This is a genomic window from Butyrivibrio sp. DSM 10294, from assembly GCF_028539135.1.
Classification (GTDB): Bacteria; Bacillota; Clostridia; order Lachnospirales; family Lachnospiraceae; genus Butyrivibrio.
On the sequence record NZ_JANSWL010000077.1, the window covers coordinates 39,808 to 58,805 of the forward strand.

General features: G+C 46.1%; 11 protein-coding genes. 10 read left to right on the plus strand and 1 reads right to left on the minus strand.

The features are described 5' to 3' along the window. Positions 1-68 precede the first annotated feature (68 nt). From rlmD to NXH67_RS09435, 10 genes are all read left to right on the plus strand, one after another. Complete coding sequence (gene rlmD / locus NXH67_RS09390; RefSeq protein ID WP_272797219.1) at positions 69-1,628, plus strand: 23S rRNA (uracil(1939)-C(5))-methyltransferase RlmD; 1,560 nt, start codon at positions 69-71, stop codon at positions 1,626-1,628. 26 nt (positions 1,629-1,654) lie between these two features. Continuing rightward, complete coding sequence (locus tag NXH67_RS09395) at positions 1,655-2,356, plus strand: polysaccharide deacetylase family protein (RefSeq protein ID WP_272797220.1); 702 nt, start codon at positions 1,655-1,657, stop codon at positions 2,354-2,356. A gap of 168 nt (positions 2,357-2,524) precedes the next feature. Continuing rightward, positions 2,525-3,856 carry an ATP-binding cassette domain-containing protein gene (locus tag NXH67_RS09400; RefSeq protein WP_022778140.1) on the plus strand — a complete coding sequence of 444 codons (1,332 nt, stop codon included), beginning with the start codon at positions 2,525-2,527 and terminating at the stop codon, positions 3,854-3,856. A 4-nt stretch (positions 3,857-3,860) separates the two neighbouring features. Then, positions 3,861-4,823, plus strand: a complete 963-nt coding sequence (locus NXH67_RS09405) for an ABC transporter permease (RefSeq protein WP_272797221.1) — start codon at positions 3,861-3,863, stop codon at positions 4,821-4,823. Between the two features lie 227 nt (positions 4,824-5,050). Next, positions 5,051-8,989, plus strand: a complete 3,939-nt coding sequence (locus NXH67_RS09410) for an Ig-like domain-containing protein (RefSeq protein ID WP_272797222.1) — start codon at positions 5,051-5,053, stop codon at positions 8,987-8,989. 677 nt (positions 8,990-9,666) lie between these two features. Further along, positions 9,667-10,989 (plus strand): aminotransferase, encoded by a 1,323-nt coding sequence (locus NXH67_RS09415; protein ID WP_330676671.1) that lies wholly within the window; start codon positions 9,667-9,669, stop codon positions 10,987-10,989. 4 nt (positions 10,990-10,993) lie between these two features. Further along, positions 10,994-11,488 (plus strand): CinA family protein, encoded by a 495-nt coding sequence (locus tag NXH67_RS09420; protein WP_272797223.1) that lies wholly within the window; start codon positions 10,994-10,996, stop codon positions 11,486-11,488. Positions 11,489-11,738: 250 nt separating this feature from the next. Further along, entirely contained in the window at positions 11,739-12,929 is a 1,191-nt protein-coding gene (locus NXH67_RS09425) for an NAD(P)-dependent oxidoreductase (protein ID WP_022779193.1), read from the plus strand. Between the two features lie 98 nt (positions 12,930-13,027). Continuing rightward, entirely contained in the window at positions 13,028-15,376 is a 2,349-nt protein-coding gene (feoB, locus tag NXH67_RS09430; RefSeq protein WP_272797224.1) for a ferrous iron transport protein B, read from the plus strand. A gap of 120 nt (positions 15,377-15,496) precedes the next feature. Next, on the plus strand, positions 15,497-17,962 hold the full coding sequence (locus NXH67_RS09435) for a glycoside hydrolase family 3 protein (protein ID WP_272797225.1): 2,466 nt from the start codon (positions 15,497-15,499) through the stop codon (positions 17,960-17,962). Here NXH67_RS09435 and NXH67_RS09440 read toward each other — a convergent pair. Further along, a complete protein-coding gene (locus NXH67_RS09440) occupies positions 17,959-18,804 on the minus strand; it encodes an AraC family transcriptional regulator (RefSeq protein ID WP_272797226.1) in 846 nt (281 codons plus the stop codon). The genes NXH67_RS09435 and NXH67_RS09440 overlap by 4 nt on opposite strands. Positions 18,805-18,998: the final 194 nt, after the last annotated feature.

Genomic DNA, 18,998 nt, shown 5'->3' on the forward strand with positions numbered 1-18,998 from the left:
CGAGAATCGATATGGTAGGGGATGCAGATGGCTCCCCTACTTTTTTTAGCATTAGTATTGGAGAAGAGATGGAAGATAAGAAGAAACAGAGTACAGCAAAAAACAGAAAAAACGATACGGATAAAAGAGCCTTTGAAAAAAGGGACAGAAAGCCGGCAAACGGATCTGACTTCAAGGCTTCAAGTCGCTGCCCCGTATTTAAGAAGTGCGGCGCCTGTCAGATGATAAATACTCCTTATGACAAGCAGCTTAGGCAAAAGCATGCCCATGTAGCAGAGCTACTCGAGCCCTATTGTAAGGTTGCCTCCTTCGTTGGAATGGACAAGCCGGAGCACTACAGATGTAAGGTTCACGCTGTTTTTACCCATGACAGAAAAGGTAATCCCGTATCCGGTATATACAGCGAGGGAAGCCATGATGTGGTGCCTGTGGACAATTGCCTTTTGGAGGATCAGAAGGCCGATGCCATCATCGCTTCCATCAGAGGGATGCTTAAGTCCTTCAAGATCAAGACCTATGACGAGGACAATGGCTATGGACTTCTTCGCCACGTTCTTATCAGAATCGGAAAAAATACCGGGGAGATCATGGTGGTTCTTGTTACAGTATCACCGATTTTCCCTTCCAAGAATAACTTTGTGAAGGCCCTTCGCAAAGAGCATCCTGAGATCACCACCATTGTCCTTAACGTCAACGACAAGCAGACCAGCATGGTACTTGGCGACAAGGAGAAGCCTCTCTACGGCCCCGGATTTATCTATGACACCTGCTGCGGTATGAAGTTCAAGATAAGCCCCAAATCCTTCTATCAGGTTAACCCTGTTCAGCAGGAGGTTCTGTATAACACTGCAATCGAGATGGCAGAACTAACCGGAAATGAGACAGCCCTCGACTGCTACAGCGGTGTTGGCACCATCGGAATCATCGCAAGTCCTCATGTTAAAGAGGTTATTTCCGTGGAGCTTAACGCGGACGCTGTCAAGGATGCCAAGATCAATGCCAAGATCAACGATGTGAATAACATCACCTTCTATGAGAATGACGCCACCAAGTTCATGCAGCAGATGGCGGCTTCAGGAGATAAGGTTGACCTGGTGTTCATGGATCCTCCAAGAGCCGGTTCAACACCGGAGTTCATCACTTCTTTGAAGGTCCTGGGCCCTAAGAAGGTTGTTTATATTTCCTGCAGTCCCGATTCTCTGGCAAGAGATCTGGAGCTCCTAAAAAAGAGCGGTTATAAAGCACAAAAGGCGGTTCCTGTGGACATGTTCCCTTTTACCAGATCTATTGAGACTGTGGTTCTTCTTACCAAGGATACAGAGGAAGAAAAGAGCGCAAAGAAGGCTAACGGCGGTACCAAGAAGATCGTGAAAGATTCCGGAAAGTCTGCATCTTCCGGGGGACAGGCCGGGGCGAAGACGCCTGCAGCTCCAAAGGTTGCGCCACCTCCAAAGGTTCCTGAGAAGGGCAAGGCCACAGATGCGGACATAATCGCATGGGTTAATGAAGTGTTTGAAATAACCGTGACGGCAGCAGATATTTCCAATGTTAGAAGTAAAAAAGGCACCGGCAGCAGCGATAAGGACATGGCAGTAAATACCGCACTGAAGCACTTTAAAATGCTGTAAACTGAGCAGGGAGGAGTAATGAAAAAATGATAAGAGCACTACTTACCATGGATGATATTTCCAGCAGAAATACATCGGCAATTGTTGATTATCTTAAGGAGAAGAAGATCCCGATCCTCATGTTCGCCTGGGGAGAGAATATTGAGAGGTATCAAGAGGAGGCTCTTTATGTCCTTAAGAACGGAATCATTCTAGGTAATCACAGCTATACCCACCCGAATTTCTCTGAGATTTCTTTTGAAGAAGGGGTAAAAGAGATCGAGAAGTGCGAGAAGGTTCTTGATGATCTGTACAAAGAGGCAGGAGTAGAGCGTCTGTACAGGCCTTTCCGTTTCCCCTACGGAAATAAGGGCGGCGCTAACAAGGAGCTGTATCAGAAATATCTGGCGGAACACGGATTTCATAAAGTCGACGACAGGGATATCACCTACCCCTGGTGGAAGGAAAGCGGCCTTGATAAGGATATAGATACGCTGTGGACCTTCGATTTTGCTGAGTATAACATCAGGCAGGGGAGCGGCTTTACGATTGATAACGTCTATGGCAGGATGACAGACCAAAATCCCGCTTCAGGTGCGGTATTGTTTGCACCGGGCGGTAATCATATTCTGCTCATCCATGCTCACGATGAGACAGAAGAGCTGGTGCCTGAATATTACAGACACATTTTGGATAAGTGCCTTGAAAAAGGAGTCACATTTGTGGCGCCTGAGTTTATAGAGAATTGAGAGATTATTTTTTGAATCGCGAACGCATGAGAGATTATCGGTCTTGGGCCGGGCTTTCATGCGTTTTTGTTATGGATTATACTTATTTTGGGACAAATGAAGACGTTATATAGTATTATTAATATATGGGATTAAAACCCATCACAGGAATACTATAAGGAGATGGCTATGCTTCATAATATCGGCGAAAATACTAATTATTTGTCACAGACTATTATCTACCTATTGGCAGTCATAGGTTGCTGGAAGATATTTGTAAAGTGCGGGGTTAAGCCATTCTGGGCAATCATTCCCTTTGCAAGAGAATATCATCTTGGGCTCTGCGCCGACAGGGAAGAGGATGGGCGCAGATATGCAATTCTGTCGGTTATTACAAATGTCATAGGGGGCTTCTCAGGACTGTTTAAGACAGACGATATAAGAGTGACAGCGACGTTACTGATCCTGTTGCTGATATTTATCATACCTACCATGATCTATGAGTTCAGAGTATACATGGGGCTTATCGCCATGTTCGGCAGGTCCAAAAAGTGGATACTTCTCTTCGTATTTTTTGAAGCTCCCACCATTTTTGCCTGGGGAATGCTTAAGCGATTTGTGCCCAAGAGGAAGGTTACGGACTACGCCGGTCTTACCGAGGCCAAGACTCTTGACGAGGACGTGAGCCATGACGATGACGGCCTTACCGTCAATATTAATGAGAGAACGGCTATAGATTTCTTCAAGAGAAAAGTCCTTCTTAAGGACATACATATGTCAATTCCCAAGGGCCACATGGTACTTCTCCTTGGCGGCTCCGGAGCCGGCAAAACCACGTATCTTAATGCTGTCACAGGCTATGAGAAGGCCAACGCCAGCATCAAGCTTGGAAACGACGATGTTTACAAGGACTATTCCAAAATGCTCTACGACATAGGCTTTGTTCCCCAGCAGGATCTCATGCGCGGAAATGATACCGTTGCCCTTACCTTATCCGATGCTGCTACCCTGCGCCTTCCTTCCAGCGTTCATCTTTTTGACAGAATGAAACGTGTGAATGAAGTTCTCGAGCAGTTCGGTCTTACCGCTGTTAAAAATAATCTGGTGGAGAAACTATCCGGCGGACAGAGGAAAAGACTGTCGATCGCCATGGAGTTTATTTCCGACCCCTCACTTTTTATCCTTGATGAGCCGGATTCGGGCCTTGACGGAGTTGTGGCAAGAGGGCTTTTTGAGAAGCTAAGAGCCATAGCTGACGAAGGCAAGATTGTAATAGTTATTACCCATACCCCCGACAGAGTAATAGATCTTTTTGATGATGTGATAGTGCTTGCCAAGGATGCTAAGAGAACAGGGCGTCTTGCCTGGTACGGACCGGTAAAAGAGGCATATGAGTTCTTTGGCAAGTCTACAATGGAGGAGATCCTTCTTTCAATTAATCAGAAGGAAGAAGGCGGAGAGGGCAGAGCCGACGAATTTGTCGAAAAGTTTGCCGATTACATGAAGGAAAGGGTGGGGTGATAAGATGAGTACTGAAAATATGGCAAGCACCAAAATAGTTAAGCATCCCGGCCGCTTTTCACAGACCTTTATCTATCTGGGCAAGCTATTTAGAATGTTCCTGTTCCAGAATGACTGGAAGGTACTGCCCATGGCAGCGATTATCTCAGGCCTGGTGGCCTTTGTAGTTGGCGGGAACCTGTATAAGACCATGGAAGGAACCATGACCGGTGCCTTTGCCCTGGCCTGCGTATGTATCTGGAACGGATTTTTTAACTCCATTCAGGTGATATGCCGTGAAAGACCCATTGTAAAAAGAGAACACAGATCAGGACTTCATGTCAGCTCCTATGTGGCAGCCCATATGATCTACCAGGCCTTTCTCTGTGCTGCCCAGGCAGCAATAACTCTTTTCGTATGCATTAACCTTAAGGTGACGATTCCGGGTGAGAGTCTGATAACGAGGTGGCCCGTCGTGGATATTGGAATTACGCTGTTTCTTGTGACCTACTGTGCTGATATGTTGGCGCTTTTAGTATCCTCAATTGCCAGAACTACCACAGCAGCTATGACGGTTATGCCGTTTTTGCTGATTGTGCAGCTCCTTTTCTCGGGAGGATTTTTTAACCTTCCCCAGCAGGCTATGCCCCTTACCAACCTGACCGCCACCAAATGGGGCCTGACAGCTCTGTGCATCCAAGGGGATTACAATTCCCTGCCCATGGTCAGCATCTGGAACAGTGCAGTTAAGCTGAAAAACGTGGAGGTGGAAGGAGAAAAACCCTTATTGGAAGTGCTCAGTTATATTGAAGAAAACAACCGGCGCGACGAACTTCTTATGATGTCCGCGCAGCAGAATCAGAAGCCGGAATACACTTTCGATAAATCGCTTCTCATTGAATGCTGGATATGGCTGGCGTTCTGGACTATTGTATATATTGTTGTAGCAGTAGTGCTACTTGAATTTATTGATAAAGATAAGAGATAAAATATGAAAAACGGCCCTTTGCGGATATATCTGCAGAGGGCCATATTTTATGAAAAAATTATAAGTTTTTCTGCAGACCTTTTTTAGACTAAGTTAATTAGACATTAGGCATGGCATCCGTGATAATGGAGTTAAAGATTCAATTAATTATGGATTATTGAAAGATTATTTCAGTAATGCATGTCGCTATCGGCTTTCACTCGAATTTAAGATAAGGAGGATGGAAGATGAGAGGACTTTTGAAAAAAATATCAGCAATAGCTCTGGCGACTCTGATCGCATTTGACACGCCGCTGTGTTCCCTGGCCTATGACGAAGCTCAGTGGGAGGCTGAGGAAGCGGGGGGAGGCTCCTCCTATGATTATTTTGGAGATTCTGAAGGCAGTACAGATCCGGACATCTGGGGGTATGACTATGACACAGATGTTTCCGACGACGTGATTTCCGACGACGTGATTTCCGACGACGTGATTTCTGATGACGGGATTTCCGTTGGCATCGATGATTTCCTGATTGAACAGGAAGCGGATGTGGCAGAGGAGGATGCATCTGAATCTGAGGATGCTGATACATCCGGTGAAGTAGAAGAAGCTCCGGATGTAATAGTTGAGGAAGAGGAGGCAGAAGTTACCGATGCAATCTCCGACAATGATGCAGAAATGGTTGTTACAGGGGATGATCTCGGCAATCTGAAGGCTTATGATGATGACATAGTTCATCTTGTTATCGGACAGAAGGTTGATCTTGGTGAGTACCTGAAGAATAAGGTTACAGAACTGGGATATGATCTTAATCAAAAAGGAGCTAAATTCACCCTTGAAGATGGATCTGTTATATCCCTGAGTGCAAAAGGTGTGGTAAAGGCAAATAAAAAGGGTGTGTGCCGCATTTTCTGGTCCACGCTTAATAGTCATGGCAAACTGACAAGGCAGGCCATGCTTATAGACACCAAAGTCCATAAAGCTGCACTGTTTGATAAGACAAAGACCCTGACCTATGTGGGACAGACCTATGACTATAACTACAATGTTCAAAATGATTATGACTGTCCTCCGGTATCCTTTGAATCCGCTAATCCGGATGTCTGCACCATTGATCCGGAGACCGGTGTTATTACTGCTGTCGCAAAAGGTTCCGCCAAGATTTCCGTAATATGGGGCGGTGGTACCTACAATATCAGTAAATATAAACTTACCGGAACTGTGAAGGTCAATGTTCCAGCTCTTTCCAAGACCGAAGCAAAAGTATTATCAGGAGCAAAGCTTAAGCTTATAGTTAAAAATGTTCCTAAGGGTACCTATGTTTATTGGGGTACAAAAGATGGTGACGACTGTATAGATATTAATTCCAAGGACCTTACCTGTACCGTTACAGCGCTTTATCCCGGTACCCAATATGTATACGCCGAGATAGACGATCATCAGTATGAGTGTAAAATAGAGGTTCCCGGTGTAACAGTCAAAAAGGAATCCTTTACACTTGACCCCAAAAAGACCGCTACAGTCACCCTTAAAAATACCAAGTATAAAGCTTCCGCCTTTAACTGGAGCAGTTCTGCACCAACAGTTGCTACAGTCAGCAACAAGGGTAAGATCAAGGCTGTGGGCAGAGGCTACGCTACTATTTTTGCAGAAAAAGATGGTATAGAATGCGCTGTTTTGGTTACAGTAAATAAATCAAAAAAGAACAATAAGAACCTTCCGGTAGATAGCACAGAGGGTATAGCGAAGTCCACAGTACCTGCCGATGCTTCGGAAGATACAGTGCTTGGAAGCGTAAGTAACGGATGCCAGCTTACTGTGGAAGCCGGTACCTTTGAGAAGGATGCCAATATATCTGCATCGCCCATCAGCACCAAAAAACTTACTTCCATGGGTGCCTATAGGGAAGGTGTGTTTGAAGAGATCATTTCGCCTGTAACTATTTCCTGCGAAGGATATACAGAGGGAGACTACTTCGGAACTAACGTTGCTCTGACAGTTCCTATGGGCAAGCCCGGTGAGACCATCACTGATCCGGAGGCTTATGTATTTGCGTATTACGATGAGAATACCAAGTCCATAAGATATCTGTATCCTGACAGCTATGACCTTGAAAAGAATGAAATGACCATCAATCTGCCTCATTTCTCATCCTGGTTTGGTGCCAAGCTTACCAAGGAAGAAGAGATAGAAGCATTCCTTAACAGCTACTGTGCAAAGCGCGCTGTTGAAGAGGGAAAATTCTCTCAGGCTGCTTCAGAACTTGAGCCCTATATCAAGGCAAAGGCAAAAGCCCTTAACCTCAGGGATGAGGCTTTCAAAGATCTGGTTCAGGCTACAATTAATATCATTGCAAGTGAAGGCGGTAAAGCACTTGCTGACGGCGGCTACAGTAAAACAGGTGCAGCGGCAAGCTCTGTCACTAAAGCTATGACCGGTATAGCAAGAAGTCTGACTGATGGTGATGAGCTGGCTGCCTCGGACGGATTTGAGGCTATGGCAGTTGATGCATTACAGAAGGCATGGGATGAGCTGGGATATTCAAAGCGGGCAGGAGCTGTTTTTGATCCCGAAATAGCAGAAGGCTTCTCAAGCCAGGCGATAGGCGGCACCTATGGCTTATATAAAGTATTTAAGCACCTTAATGAAAATGAAACAGAAGATGCAATGAAGGAGCTGGGGAATGTTATGATGGGCGTTCATCCTGCTGTTGAACTCGGAACCAAAGGAACGAGATTTGTTGCTACCTGTTTAAATGTAGAGTTTACCTATTGGAAGGCCAATGAAGTTGAAGAACTTTATCATATATACAAAAACGGTTTTGATAGAGACTTCTTCGGAAATTTCGTACTACCTGCTAACGAGGAATCATTCCTTACTTACCTTAATTGTTCCAGCGGTTTTACCAAGGCTAAAGGAATCAACCGCTTCTATCAGATGGATAAAAGAGAGGAAATGTGGGCAGAATTAAAGGAGCGTGATTCCAAATGGGCAGAATATGGTTCTTACGATTCTCTTCCTGTGGAAGAAAAAAGCAGGGTTGAAGCATATCTTGAAAAGGAGCTGATTGACTATTTTGAACTGCGCAGGCAGCAGGAGGGTGTGGCTGCACAGATCAAAGCCAAGGAACAGGTAATAATTCAGACTATGCTGAATGATAATTTAGGAGCTTTAAAGCTTACAGACGAAAATACAAGACGGTTCTTCAGAGAGGAAACCGAAAAGGACTATAATCTTACCGCAAGATTGGAACGTCTGGTAAAGATTCGTTCTCATATTTCAATGTATATTGATGAAGAGGCGCTTGAGAGATATGCAAGGGATGAGGGCGGATACAATTATGGAGATATGATGAATCACTGGGTAGACTGCTGTGCAAGGAATCAGATTTGGAACCATCCGGAGAATAGGCAGCAGGCCCTTGATGAATTCCTTGAATATGTTGAGATGGCCAACGTTCTGAAACCCGGTATTAACACTAAGTATTCAGGGCTTAATAAGGGCGTTCTGGCTAAAAGCTTTTGGACTGAGCACGAAGGCACAACGATATTGTGGATGATAGGATACTTCGATGATCATATCTGGGATGAAGATGGAAACGAAGATATTGAAGCAGAAAAGGTTCCGTTTAATCAGGATGTAAGGCTTGATATCTCTGATGGAGAAACTCTAAATAAGAAGATTTCAGGAATAGAAAATATGAAACTAAAAGAGGATGGAACCTTTAGCTATAACGCGGATGGAGTTTCCATAAGCGGTTACCTTAATACATCCACTTACATCGGCAGCGGTACATTTACTTTTACTTCCGAGTATGCTAAGAACTATGGCTATTCATCGGATGAAGTCGATGGATTCCTTAGAAAAGGGGATGAATTCCCTGACGGATGGAATTGTTTCCGTAATCCGCTGTCATATGAAGAAAATCTGACTTATTCAGGTTCATTTAAGATATCGCCTTCCAAGTCAGATTACCTCCAGTTCAATATGACCGGAAAAGCGACTATGGAATACTCTGGAACTTATATATCAGAGGTTAAGGACTATAGTCTTAGATTTGACAGGAGCAAGGCTACCTGTGTACCCGGAGACTTCTATGGAACTAAGACCTGGGATACTTATGAGAGCAGCATGAGATGGTATCTTGTTCCCAAAAAGAAAACCAGTACAGGGACAGGAGAATAAATAAGAAAATAGAATTTGATTAATTTAAAGATGCGCTGTACTTCATAACTGGAGGTACAGTGCATTTTTCTGTGGTAATGAAAGGTGACACGGGGATGGTTCTTTTGTCATCGTGATAACACAAGCACTGACCTTCTAACAGAGAAGGCAGTGCTTTCTTTTATGATTGAAGCCCCCTTAGTTTACCGGATTGAATTTTAGGTATCGACGCACAGCGAAGTAAGCGTCAGGGGCAGAGGGGGACATCCGGAGGGCAGGGCTGGAAGAGGCAGCAGAAGGGCAGAAATATTCGCCTCTGACGGAGCGTATAGATTCATGAGCATTTCAGAAAGGTCCCAACGGGTCTGTTCGCAGCTCCGTTGTTTGACGTCGGGCAGAAAACATCCGGGAAACTATAGCATAATAATCCGGACGGAGTTTAGGAGTTGCAGACCTGTTGGGACCTTTATGAAATGCCATGTAATCTAAGCGAAGGAGGGGCGAATATTTCTGCCCTTCTGCTGCCTCTTCCTGCCCTGCCCCGGATGTACCTCTGCCCCTGAACTTACTTCGCGTGTGGGAAAACGGATGTGAACTCAACCGGGTAACCCAAAATTTAAGGTGGTAAAGTAGTAAAGATTGTGGTAGAATAGTCGAAAATTGTATACACGTAAACAATTAATGAGGAGTAGGTGAAAATGGCCCAGAAAAATAGTGAAAAAAGCGTTGAAAAGCAGAAGAAATACGTCGAGATGAGCAAGGCAGAGCTCGAGCAGGAGCTTGTCAAACTCAAGGCTGAATACAAGAAGTACCAGGAGATGGAGCTTAGCCTTAACATGGCAAGAGGTAAGCCCTGCAGAGAGCAGCTCGATCTTTCCATGGGAATGATGGATGCCCTCAATTCAGAGGCTGATCTGTCCTGTGCTGACGGAACTGACTGCCGTAACTACGGCGTTCTTACAGGTATCGAGGAGGCCAAGGAGCTTATCGGTGCCATGATGGAGAACAAACCCGATAATATCATTATCTATGGCAATTCTTCTCTTAACGTTATGTATGATACTGTTTCAAGAGCTTTTACCCACGGTGTTATGGGCAACACACCCTGGTGCAAGCTTGATAAGGTCAAATTCTTGTGTCCCGTTCCCGGTTATGACAGGCACTTCGCCATCACCGAGTACTTCGGAATCGAGATGATCCCTGTACAGATGACCCCTACAGGCCCTGATATGGACGAAGTTGAGAGACTCGTTGCCAACGACGAATCCATCAAGGGTATCTGGTGCGTGCCCAAGTATTCCAATCCTCAGGGATACTCCTATTCAGACGAGACCGTAAGACGTTTTGCACGTCTTCGTCCCGCAGCAAGAGATTTCAGAATCTTCTGGGATAACGCATACGGAATTCACCACCTCTATGACGATGATCAGGACTACCTCATTGAGATCCTTGAGGAGTGCAAGAAGGCAGGAAGCCCTGATCTGGTTTATAAATTCTCCTCCACTTCCAAGATCACTTTCCCCGGAAGCGGAATTGCAGCTATCGCCACATCCCTCAATAACCTTGAGGAGATCAAGGCTCAGCTCAACTATCAGACAATCGGTCATGACAAGGTTAACCAGCTTCGTCATGTTCGCTACTTCGGAGATTTCGAAGGCATGAAGGCTCATATGAGAAAGCATGCAGCCATCATCCGTCCCAAGTTCGAGGCAGTACTTGATGCCCTTGACAGAGATCTTGCTCCTGTCGGAGTAGGTGAGTGGACAAGACCTAAGGGAGGTTATTTCATCAGCTTCGATGCTCCCGAGGGTTGTGCCAAGGCAATTGTTGACAGAGCCAAGAAGGCCGGTGTTACCATGACTGGAGCCGGAGCAACTTATCCTTACCACAAGGATCCTCATGACTCCAATATCCGTATCGCACCTACCTTCCCTTCACTTAATGACCTTAAGCTTGCAATGGACATCTTCACTGTATGTGTAAGACTTGTAGCAGTTGATAAGATGCTTAAGGAGATGTAAAAAAGTGGACGATTTCGAGGATTTTGTCAGAGGCAAGTATCAAAAGATAACTAAAACGCTGATAGAAAAAAAGAAATATATTACCACCATGGAGAGCTGTACCTCCGGGCTCATCGCTTCTCTTATCACAGATACCGAAGGCTCCTCAGCCATAATGAAGGGAGCCTTCGTGACCTACAGTAATGAAGCCAAGATCATGCAGGGAGTACCGGAAACAGTAATAGCAGAGCATGGCGTATATTCCTGCGAAACCGCGACGGAGATGGCCAAGGCAGCAAAAACGGCCTACGGCGCCGATATAGCAATCGGTGTTACCGGGACCATGGGAAACATCGATCCTGCCAATAACGACAGCACTCCGGGTGAGATCTATTATGCTATAGCTTATGGAAGTGACGTTTTTGTTACCAAAGATAAGCTGATGTCCAAGGGAACAAGAGCAGAATACAAGCTGGTTGTGGCTAACCTCATAGCCGACAAGCTTCTTAGCATTCTATGACATGAGTTAACGAGGACGATTGTGAGTCAATGGGGACGGTTTTTATACCAATGGGGACGGTTCTCTATGGTAAAGTTTTTGCAAAGAAAAAACTTTACCATAGAGAACCGTCCCCATTGGTATAAAAACCGTCCCTATAGACAAGTTCAAGAAAGTCAAGAAAAGCTCCATCAAAACGGGTTTTTCTTGACTTCTTTTACATATAGAATAATCCAAACGCAAGAAAAGAAAGAAAAAAGGGGGTTATTCTATGTCAGTACATGTAATCGATGAGGCAAATCGCTGCCTTCAGTGCACCAATCCCAGATGTCGGGAAAACGGGTGTCCAATTCACACAAACATTCCGAAAATGATACAGCTTTTCAAGGAAAACAAGATGATGGAAGCTGCGGAGATGCTCTTTGCCAACAATCCGCTGTCCATGGTATGTTCTCTTGTCTGCAACCATGAGAATCAGTGCGAGGGAAACTGCGTAAGGGGTATAAAGGGCGAACCTGTGCACATTTCTTCAATTGAGAACTATATATCGGATTCCTGCTTCGAGAGGCTGGAGCTTAAGCCTGCTCCTTCAAACGGTATGAAGGCAGCGGTTATAGGTGCGGGACCTGCAGGTATCACCATCGCCATCATCCTTGCTCTTAAGGGATATTCAATAACTGTCTTCGAGACCCATGACAAGATCGGAGGAATCCTTCGCTACGGTATTCCTGAGTTCAGACTTCCTAAGTCCATTCTGGACAGATATTACAAAAAAATGAGAGAACTCGGAATTAAGTTCAGACCCAACTTCTCAATCGGAGGTTCCACCGGAATTCAGGACCTGTTAAACGATGGCTATAAGAGCGTGTTCATAGGAACAGGAGCCTGGCGTCCAAGAAAGCTAGGCGTTCCGGGAGAGACTTTCGGAAATGTATTCTATGCCATCAACTACCTCAACAACCCTGATGTCTATGATCTTGGTGACAAGGTAGCTATAATAGGAGCAGGCAACGCTGCCATGGACGTGGCCAGAACCGCCATCAGACACGGATCGAAGGAAGTTGTAGTCTATGTAAGAGGCGAAGAAGTCAGTGCCTCCAAGTCCGAATTTGAGTACGCCAAGGTTGACGGCGTAAAGTTTGAATACAAAAAGCAGATTGTCCGCATCCTGGATGAAGGCCCGGTATTTCTCAATGCAGAAACGGGAGCCGAGGAGCTTGTTCCGGCAGACAGCATCATGATCGCTATCTCTCAGGTTCCTCAGGACCGCATCGTAACCCACGAGAAGGACCTTAAGCTCAACGAGAAAGGAAACCTTTACACCAATGAATCCGGTGAGACCTCCCTTCCCGGCGTCTTCGCCTCCGGCGACGTAGTAACCGGCGCCAAAACCGTAGTTGCCGCCGTCGACGTCTCAAAAAGGATTGCAGAGGACATGGACAAATATATGCAAGGACTGTGATTGGCTTGTTAACATAGGCTAATATTAAGGGTGGCATATTTTCAGTGTTGGGACTATAATGTTAATGATAAAAGTTTTCAATAAGTTGGAGATATGCCATGACTTTAAGAGATGTAAAGATAAATGAAAGTGCAATAGTAACCGAAGTTGGCGGGGAGGGAGCTCTTCGCCAACATTTTCTTGATATGGGAGTGATCCCGGGCGCCCAGGTCAAGGTCGTGAAATATGCCCCCCTTGGAGATCCCATGGAACTTCGTATCCACGGCTATGAGCTGACACTTCGCCTTGCTGATGCCGAGAAGATCCAGGTTATGAAGGCCAAAGAGAGCGAAGATGAAAATGTCCGTAAGGCTGTGGAGGGCAATACATACTCCCATCCCGGCTTTGGTGAAGGCGGCAAGTATCATGACAAGAAGCATGAGAATCCGCTTCCCCAGGATACGGTCCTTACCTACGCCCTTGTGGGTAATCAGAACAGCGGTAAGACCACTCTTTTTAACCGCCTCACAGGCTCCAATCAGCACGTTGGCAATTTCCCGGGAGTTACAGTTGACAGGAAGGACGGCGAGATCAAGGGCTATCCCAATACGCTGATAACGGACCTTCCGGGAATTTATTCCATGTCCCCCTACAGCAGCGAGGAGATCGTATCCAGAAACTTTGTATTGGAGGACAGACCAAGGGCCATCATCAACATCGTTGATGCCACCAATATTGAGAGAAACATGTACCTTACCATGCAGCTTCTTGAGATGGGAATTCCCATGGTAGTTGCGCTGAATATGATGGATGAAGTCAGCGGCAACGGAGGTACCATCAAGATCAACCTTATGGAGGAAATGCTTGGAGTTCCCGTGGTTCCCATTTCCGCAGCTAAGGACAAGGGCATCGAGGAGCTGGTAAGCCACGCAATCCATATTGCCCACTATCAGGAGAAACCGCTTATCTACGATTTCTGTGATGAGAATGCCTACGGAGGCGCAGTTCACAGATGTATCCACGCTGTTGAGCACCTGATTGAAGACCATGCCAAAAGGGCCGAGATTCCCCTGAGGTTTGCGGCCACCAAGGTGGTTGAGGGCGACAAGCTCATTATGGATAAGCTTAAGCTGGAAGAGAGCGAAGAGGTAATGCTTGAGAACATCATCGCTCAGATGGAAAAAGAGCGCGGCCTTGACAGAAGCGCAGCCATCGCCGAGATGCGCTTTGACTTCATTGAAAAGGTCTGCAGCAAGACCGTAGTTAAGCCTCATGAGAGCAAGGAACACGCAAGAAGCGAAAAAATAGATAAGTACCTCACGGGTAAATATACTGCAATACCTTCCTTCATCATTATCATGGCACTGGTTTTCTACCTCACCTTCAACGTGATAGGAGCTTTTTTTCAGGGATTGTTAGAGACGGGAATTGATCAGCTGACAGGTGTTGTCAGTGACCTTCTCTTGGCTCATGGAGTTAACGAGGTTATTTACGGACTTATTATCGACGGAATATTTGCAGGTGTGGGCAGCGTCCTTAGCTTTTTGCCCATCATCGTCACATTGTTCTTCTTCCTGTCGCTGATGGAGGACAGTGGATATATTGCAAGAGTTGCCTTCTTCATGGACAAGGTGCTAAGGAGAATTGGTCTGTCAGGAAGAAGCATCGTGCCCATGCTGATAGGCTTTGGATGCACAGTTCCTGCGGTTATGGCCACAAGGACACTTCCCAGCGAAAGGGACAGGAAGATGACGATTCTTCTTACTCCTTTCATGAGTTGTACGGCCAAGCTTCCGATCTATGCATTCTTCGTTAATGCCTTTTTCCCGGGAAGAGGCGGACTAATCATAACAGGCCTCTATTTCCTTGGAATCCTTGTGGGAGTTCTGGTGGCCTTTCTTATGAAAAAGACTCATTTCAAGGGCGAAGCCGTTCCCTTTGTTATGGAACTTCCCAATTACAGGCTTCCCGGAGCAAGGAACGTGGGACTTCTTCTGTGGGAGAAGGCCAAAGATTTCCTTCAGAGGGCCTTTTCCGTCATTTTTGTAGCAACCATTGTAGTATGGTTTTTGCAGAGCTTTGACATTCACTTTGACCTGGTGAGTGATCCGGAGAATAGTATACTGGCCCTTGTTTCAGGAGGGCTGGCTCCCGTATTTGCACCTCTTGGACTTGGAGATTACAGAGTAGTGACAGCCCTTATTTCAGGCTTCATGGCAAAAGAGAGCGTGGTTTCAACTCTGGAAGTTCTCTTTGCTTCAGAGGGCGGTGTAACCGGTGCTCTCACCGCAGTTTCAGCGGGGACATTATTGGTATTCAGTCTTTTGTACACTCCCTGCGTTGCAGCCATTTCCACCATCAAGAGAGAGATGGGAGCAAAATGGGCTGTATTCACCGTTATATGGCAGTGTGCACTGGCCTGGGTAGTGGCATTTATCGTAAGGCTTATACTTGTGGCAGCTTTGTAAACTGACTATAGGACAAAAATTGAGAATACACTTTCGAAATATTTTACTTTTATTTCTTAGAATCGCCATTTACAATGGTATAGGAAATTATTGGTAATATAGCACGGAGGTGTATTTTTTATGCAGAAATGGGCAAGACTTCTTTATCAACCCGGTGTGCCGCTCTACGGCGATACCAGAGTTACCGGAAGTAAGGAACATATAGATATATCCAAAAGAGCTGCTGATGAGGCAGTGGTTTTACTTAAGAATGAGAACGATCTTCTTCCTCTCTCAGGTGATGCACCAGTTGCCATGTTCGGCAAGGCATCCTATGAGTACATTAAGGGAGGCGGCGGATCCGGAGATGTTTTCTGCAAATATATCCGATCCCTTTACGATGGACTTAAGGAGAGAGGCGTCAGAGTATATGAGCCTGTGATCGAGTATTACAGACAGGAGATAGAGAAGCAGTATGAGGCGGGAAGGGCTCCCGGAATGACCGCAGAGCCTGACCTTTCAGAGGATATGGTTAAGGGCGCCAGGAATTTTGCCGACACCGCCATCATTGTCATCAACAGATTCTCAGGAGAAGGCTGGGATCGCAGCAAGGTTGAGTCTCCAAGTGAGTTCAGCCCCTGGCCTGCAGCAACCAGCATGCCTACTCTTTCCGGTGAGGTTTTCCCTGATGGAGACTTCGTCCTTACCGCCAAGGAGAAGGAGATGGTATCCAAGGTCACAGCATCTTTTGACAGAGTAATTGCCGTTCTTAATATTGGCGGAACTCTTGATCTTAGATGGGTAAAAGAGGATGCTAAGATCGGAGCAGCTCTCTACATGGGACAGCTCGGTATGGAGGGCGGACTTGCCACAGCTGACGTGCTTCTTGGCAAGGTATGTCCTTCCGGAAGATTGTCCGATACCTTTGCAGGAACTCTTGAGGATTACCCTTCAACAGAAGGCTTCCATGAGTCCTATGAATACGTTGATTACAGCGAAGATGTATACGTTGGTTACAGATATTTTGAGACTGTTCCCGGAGCGGCAGAGAAGGTGGTTTACCCCTTTGGCTACGGACTGTCCTATACCTCTTTTGACATGGAGGTTGTAGATGCTGCAGCGGTAAAAGAGGTTTCGGGACTTAAGAAGACTGTGAACGCAGCAGATTTTACCGAGGGAAATGACGGATTCTGCTTCACTGTTAAGGTTACAAACACCGGAAAAGTAGCCGGCAAAGAAGTCGTTCAGCTCTATTACAGCGCTCCTCAGGGACTTCTTAAAAAGCCCGCCAGGGAGCTTGGCGATTTTGCCAAGACCAGGGTTCTTGCACCCGGAGAAGCTCAGCTCCTTACTCTTTCTGTAAGTAAGTATGAGCTTAGTTCCTATGACGATCTGGGCAAGGTTTCAGATGCATCCTATGTGCTTGAGAAGGGCGTTTACAGCTTCTATATCGGCGAAAATGTAAGGAATCTTACGAAGACTGATTTTGAATTCAATAATGAGGAAGACAAGGTCATTCAGAAACTTTCTCACAAGCTTGCATCTGTGGAACTCAAGAAGAGAATGCTTGCAGATGGCAGCTTCGAGGAGCTCCCTGTAGGTGAGCACAAGGACATAAATGCATGTATTTTTGAGAAGATGGAGCCCGGAACTGAGGAGGCTCTTGTACCGGCAGTTCGCGGAAGAGACAGCTATTTCCTTACTTATCCTTATAAGGAGGGGGCAAAGACTTTTGCCGAAGTTGCAGAAGGAAAAGTAACTCTTGATGAGTTCATGGCTCAGCTCTCCGATGAGGATCTGATCCACCTTTGCGGCGGTCAGCCCAACACCGGCGTTGGCAACGTATTTGGCTTTGGCAATCTTCCTGAGTACGGAGTGCCCAATGCGGTAACTGCTGACGGCCCTGCGGGTGTTCGTATCCAACCTGAGACAGGCGTTAAGACAACAGCTTTCCCTTGTGCCACATCCCTGGCCTGCACCTGGAACAAAGACCTGGTGGAGGAAGTTGGATTTGCCGGCGGCGAGGAGCTCAAGGAGAACAACCTCTGCGTATGGCTCACTCCTGCCATCAACATTCACAGAAGTCCTATGTGCGGACGTAATTTTGAGTATTATTCAGAGGATCCTTATCTTACAGGACGCCTTGCAGGTGCCATGGTAAGAGGTATTCAGAGAAACAATGTTGGTGCCTCCGTCAAGCATTTTGCCTGCAACAATAAAGAAACCAACAGAAAGCACTGCGACTCAAGAGTGTCTGAGCGTGCTCTTAGAGAGATTTATCTCAAGGCTTTTGAGATGATAGTTCACGAGTCTGCACCTTATACAATAATGTCATCCTATAACGTTATCAACGGAGAGCGTGCTTCAGAGAGTCATGACCTCATTACAGGAATCCTTAAGGAAGAGTGGGGCTTTACCGGATTTGTTACCACAGACTGGTGGACAAGGGGAGAGCACTACAAGGAGATCAAGGCAGGAAATGATCTTAAGATGGCCTGCGGTTTCCCTGAGCGTGTTAAGAAGGCTCAGGAAATGGGTGCAGTAAACCGCGCGGATTTCGAGCAGTGCGCCAGAAGAATACTGGCAACTATTCTGAAATTTGATTAAAGGACCGACTCTCTGTATTCCTGAGGAGTCATATTTACCTTTTTACGGAAGGTGGAGCAAAAGGCGCTTTCGCTGCCAAAACCAAGATGATAGCAGATATCCTTGCTGGACATGGTTGTGGTGGACAGCAGGTACTTGGCGTGGTTTATCTTGGTGGTTACGATGTAGTCGTGGGGCGTATAGCCGGTCTCTTTCTTGAAGACTCGAAGGAAGTGATAGGGGCTGATGTTAGCTCTTTTGGCCAGATCTTCCAGAGACAGCTCCCCGGTCAGGTTGTCGTTTATGTAGGATACGATATCCTCTATGGCATCGCCTGAGCCGTTTATGTTCTCCGGTTTTACACCGGAGGTTAGAAGCTGCGTAAGAATATTTACAATCCAATTATTGAGGACAGCGTCATTGACCGATGCGCCGTTTTTGAAGGAAGTGTAGAGTTTATCTATGTACTTCTCGAAACGGTAGTTAGAGCTGAGGGTTATGACGCTGCCTTTTTCTTTGGTGATTTCCCCATAGTATCTGCGGGCAAGGCTGCCGTCAAAGTGAAACCACACCGCTTCCCAGCCGGTCTTGCTGCCGTAGGAGTGGGGGCCGTAGCAGTCTATGAGTACTATCTGCCCCTGAGCGGCGGTATAGGACTTGTCATTGATTTCTATAATACATTTTCCCTTTTTGATATACATGCACAGAAAGCTGTCGAAGGACTCCCTGTAGAGGTGATAGCCTGCTTCATATTTGAAATATCCTGTGATCGTGGGATAGAGGAACAGATCACGGGTATTTGCGGCGGGAGTGTGGATGTAGTAATCGGAAACGGGGGATACAAGTTTTTCTTTTGAGTACATGGGGATACCTCAGCAATTTTTTTATATCTGTGAGCAAATACATCTAATGAAATCTCGGAGATGACCGGGTATCATAATTGTAATGATGATGGCAATTTTTTGCAAGATACGAGGTGGTGGAGGAGTCGATGGGACGATTGCGAGTCAATGGGGACGGTTCTTTGTGACTCGCTTCGTGAGTCACAAAGAACCGT

Bases quoted from the DNA above. Each gene is read 5' to 3' on its own strand.
- NXH67_RS09410 (WP_272797222.1), top strand. From the start codon at position 5,051: ATGAGAGGACTTTTGAAAAAAATATCAGCAATAGCTCTGGCGACTCTG.
- NXH67_RS09425 (WP_022779193.1), top strand. From the start codon at position 11,739: ATGTCAGTACATGTAATCGATGAGGCAAATCGCTGCCTTCAGTGCACC.
- NXH67_RS09415 (WP_330676671.1), top strand. From the start codon at position 9,667: ATGGCCCAGAAAAATAGTGAAAAAAGCGTTGAAAAGCAGAAGAAATAC.
- NXH67_RS09395 (WP_272797220.1), top strand. From the start codon at position 1,655: ATGATAAGAGCACTACTTACCATGGATGATATTTCCAGCAGAAATACA.
- rlmD (WP_272797219.1), top strand. From the start codon at position 69: ATGGAAGATAAGAAGAAACAGAGTACAGCAAAAAACAGAAAAAACGAT.
- NXH67_RS09435 (WP_272797225.1), top strand. From the start codon at position 15,497: ATGCAGAAATGGGCAAGACTTCTTTATCAACCCGGTGTGCCGCTCTAC.
- feoB (WP_272797224.1), top strand. From the start codon at position 13,028: ATGACTTTAAGAGATGTAAAGATAAATGAAAGTGCAATAGTAACCGAA.
- NXH67_RS09440 (WP_272797226.1), bottom strand. From the start codon at position 18,804: ATGTACTCAAAAGAAAAACTTGTATCCCCCGTTTCCGATTACTACATC.
- NXH67_RS09405 (WP_272797221.1), top strand. From the start codon at position 3,861: ATGAGTACTGAAAATATGGCAAGCACCAAAATAGTTAAGCATCCCGGC.
- NXH67_RS09400 (WP_022778140.1), top strand. From the start codon at position 2,525: ATGCTTCATAATATCGGCGAAAATACTAATTATTTGTCACAGACTATT.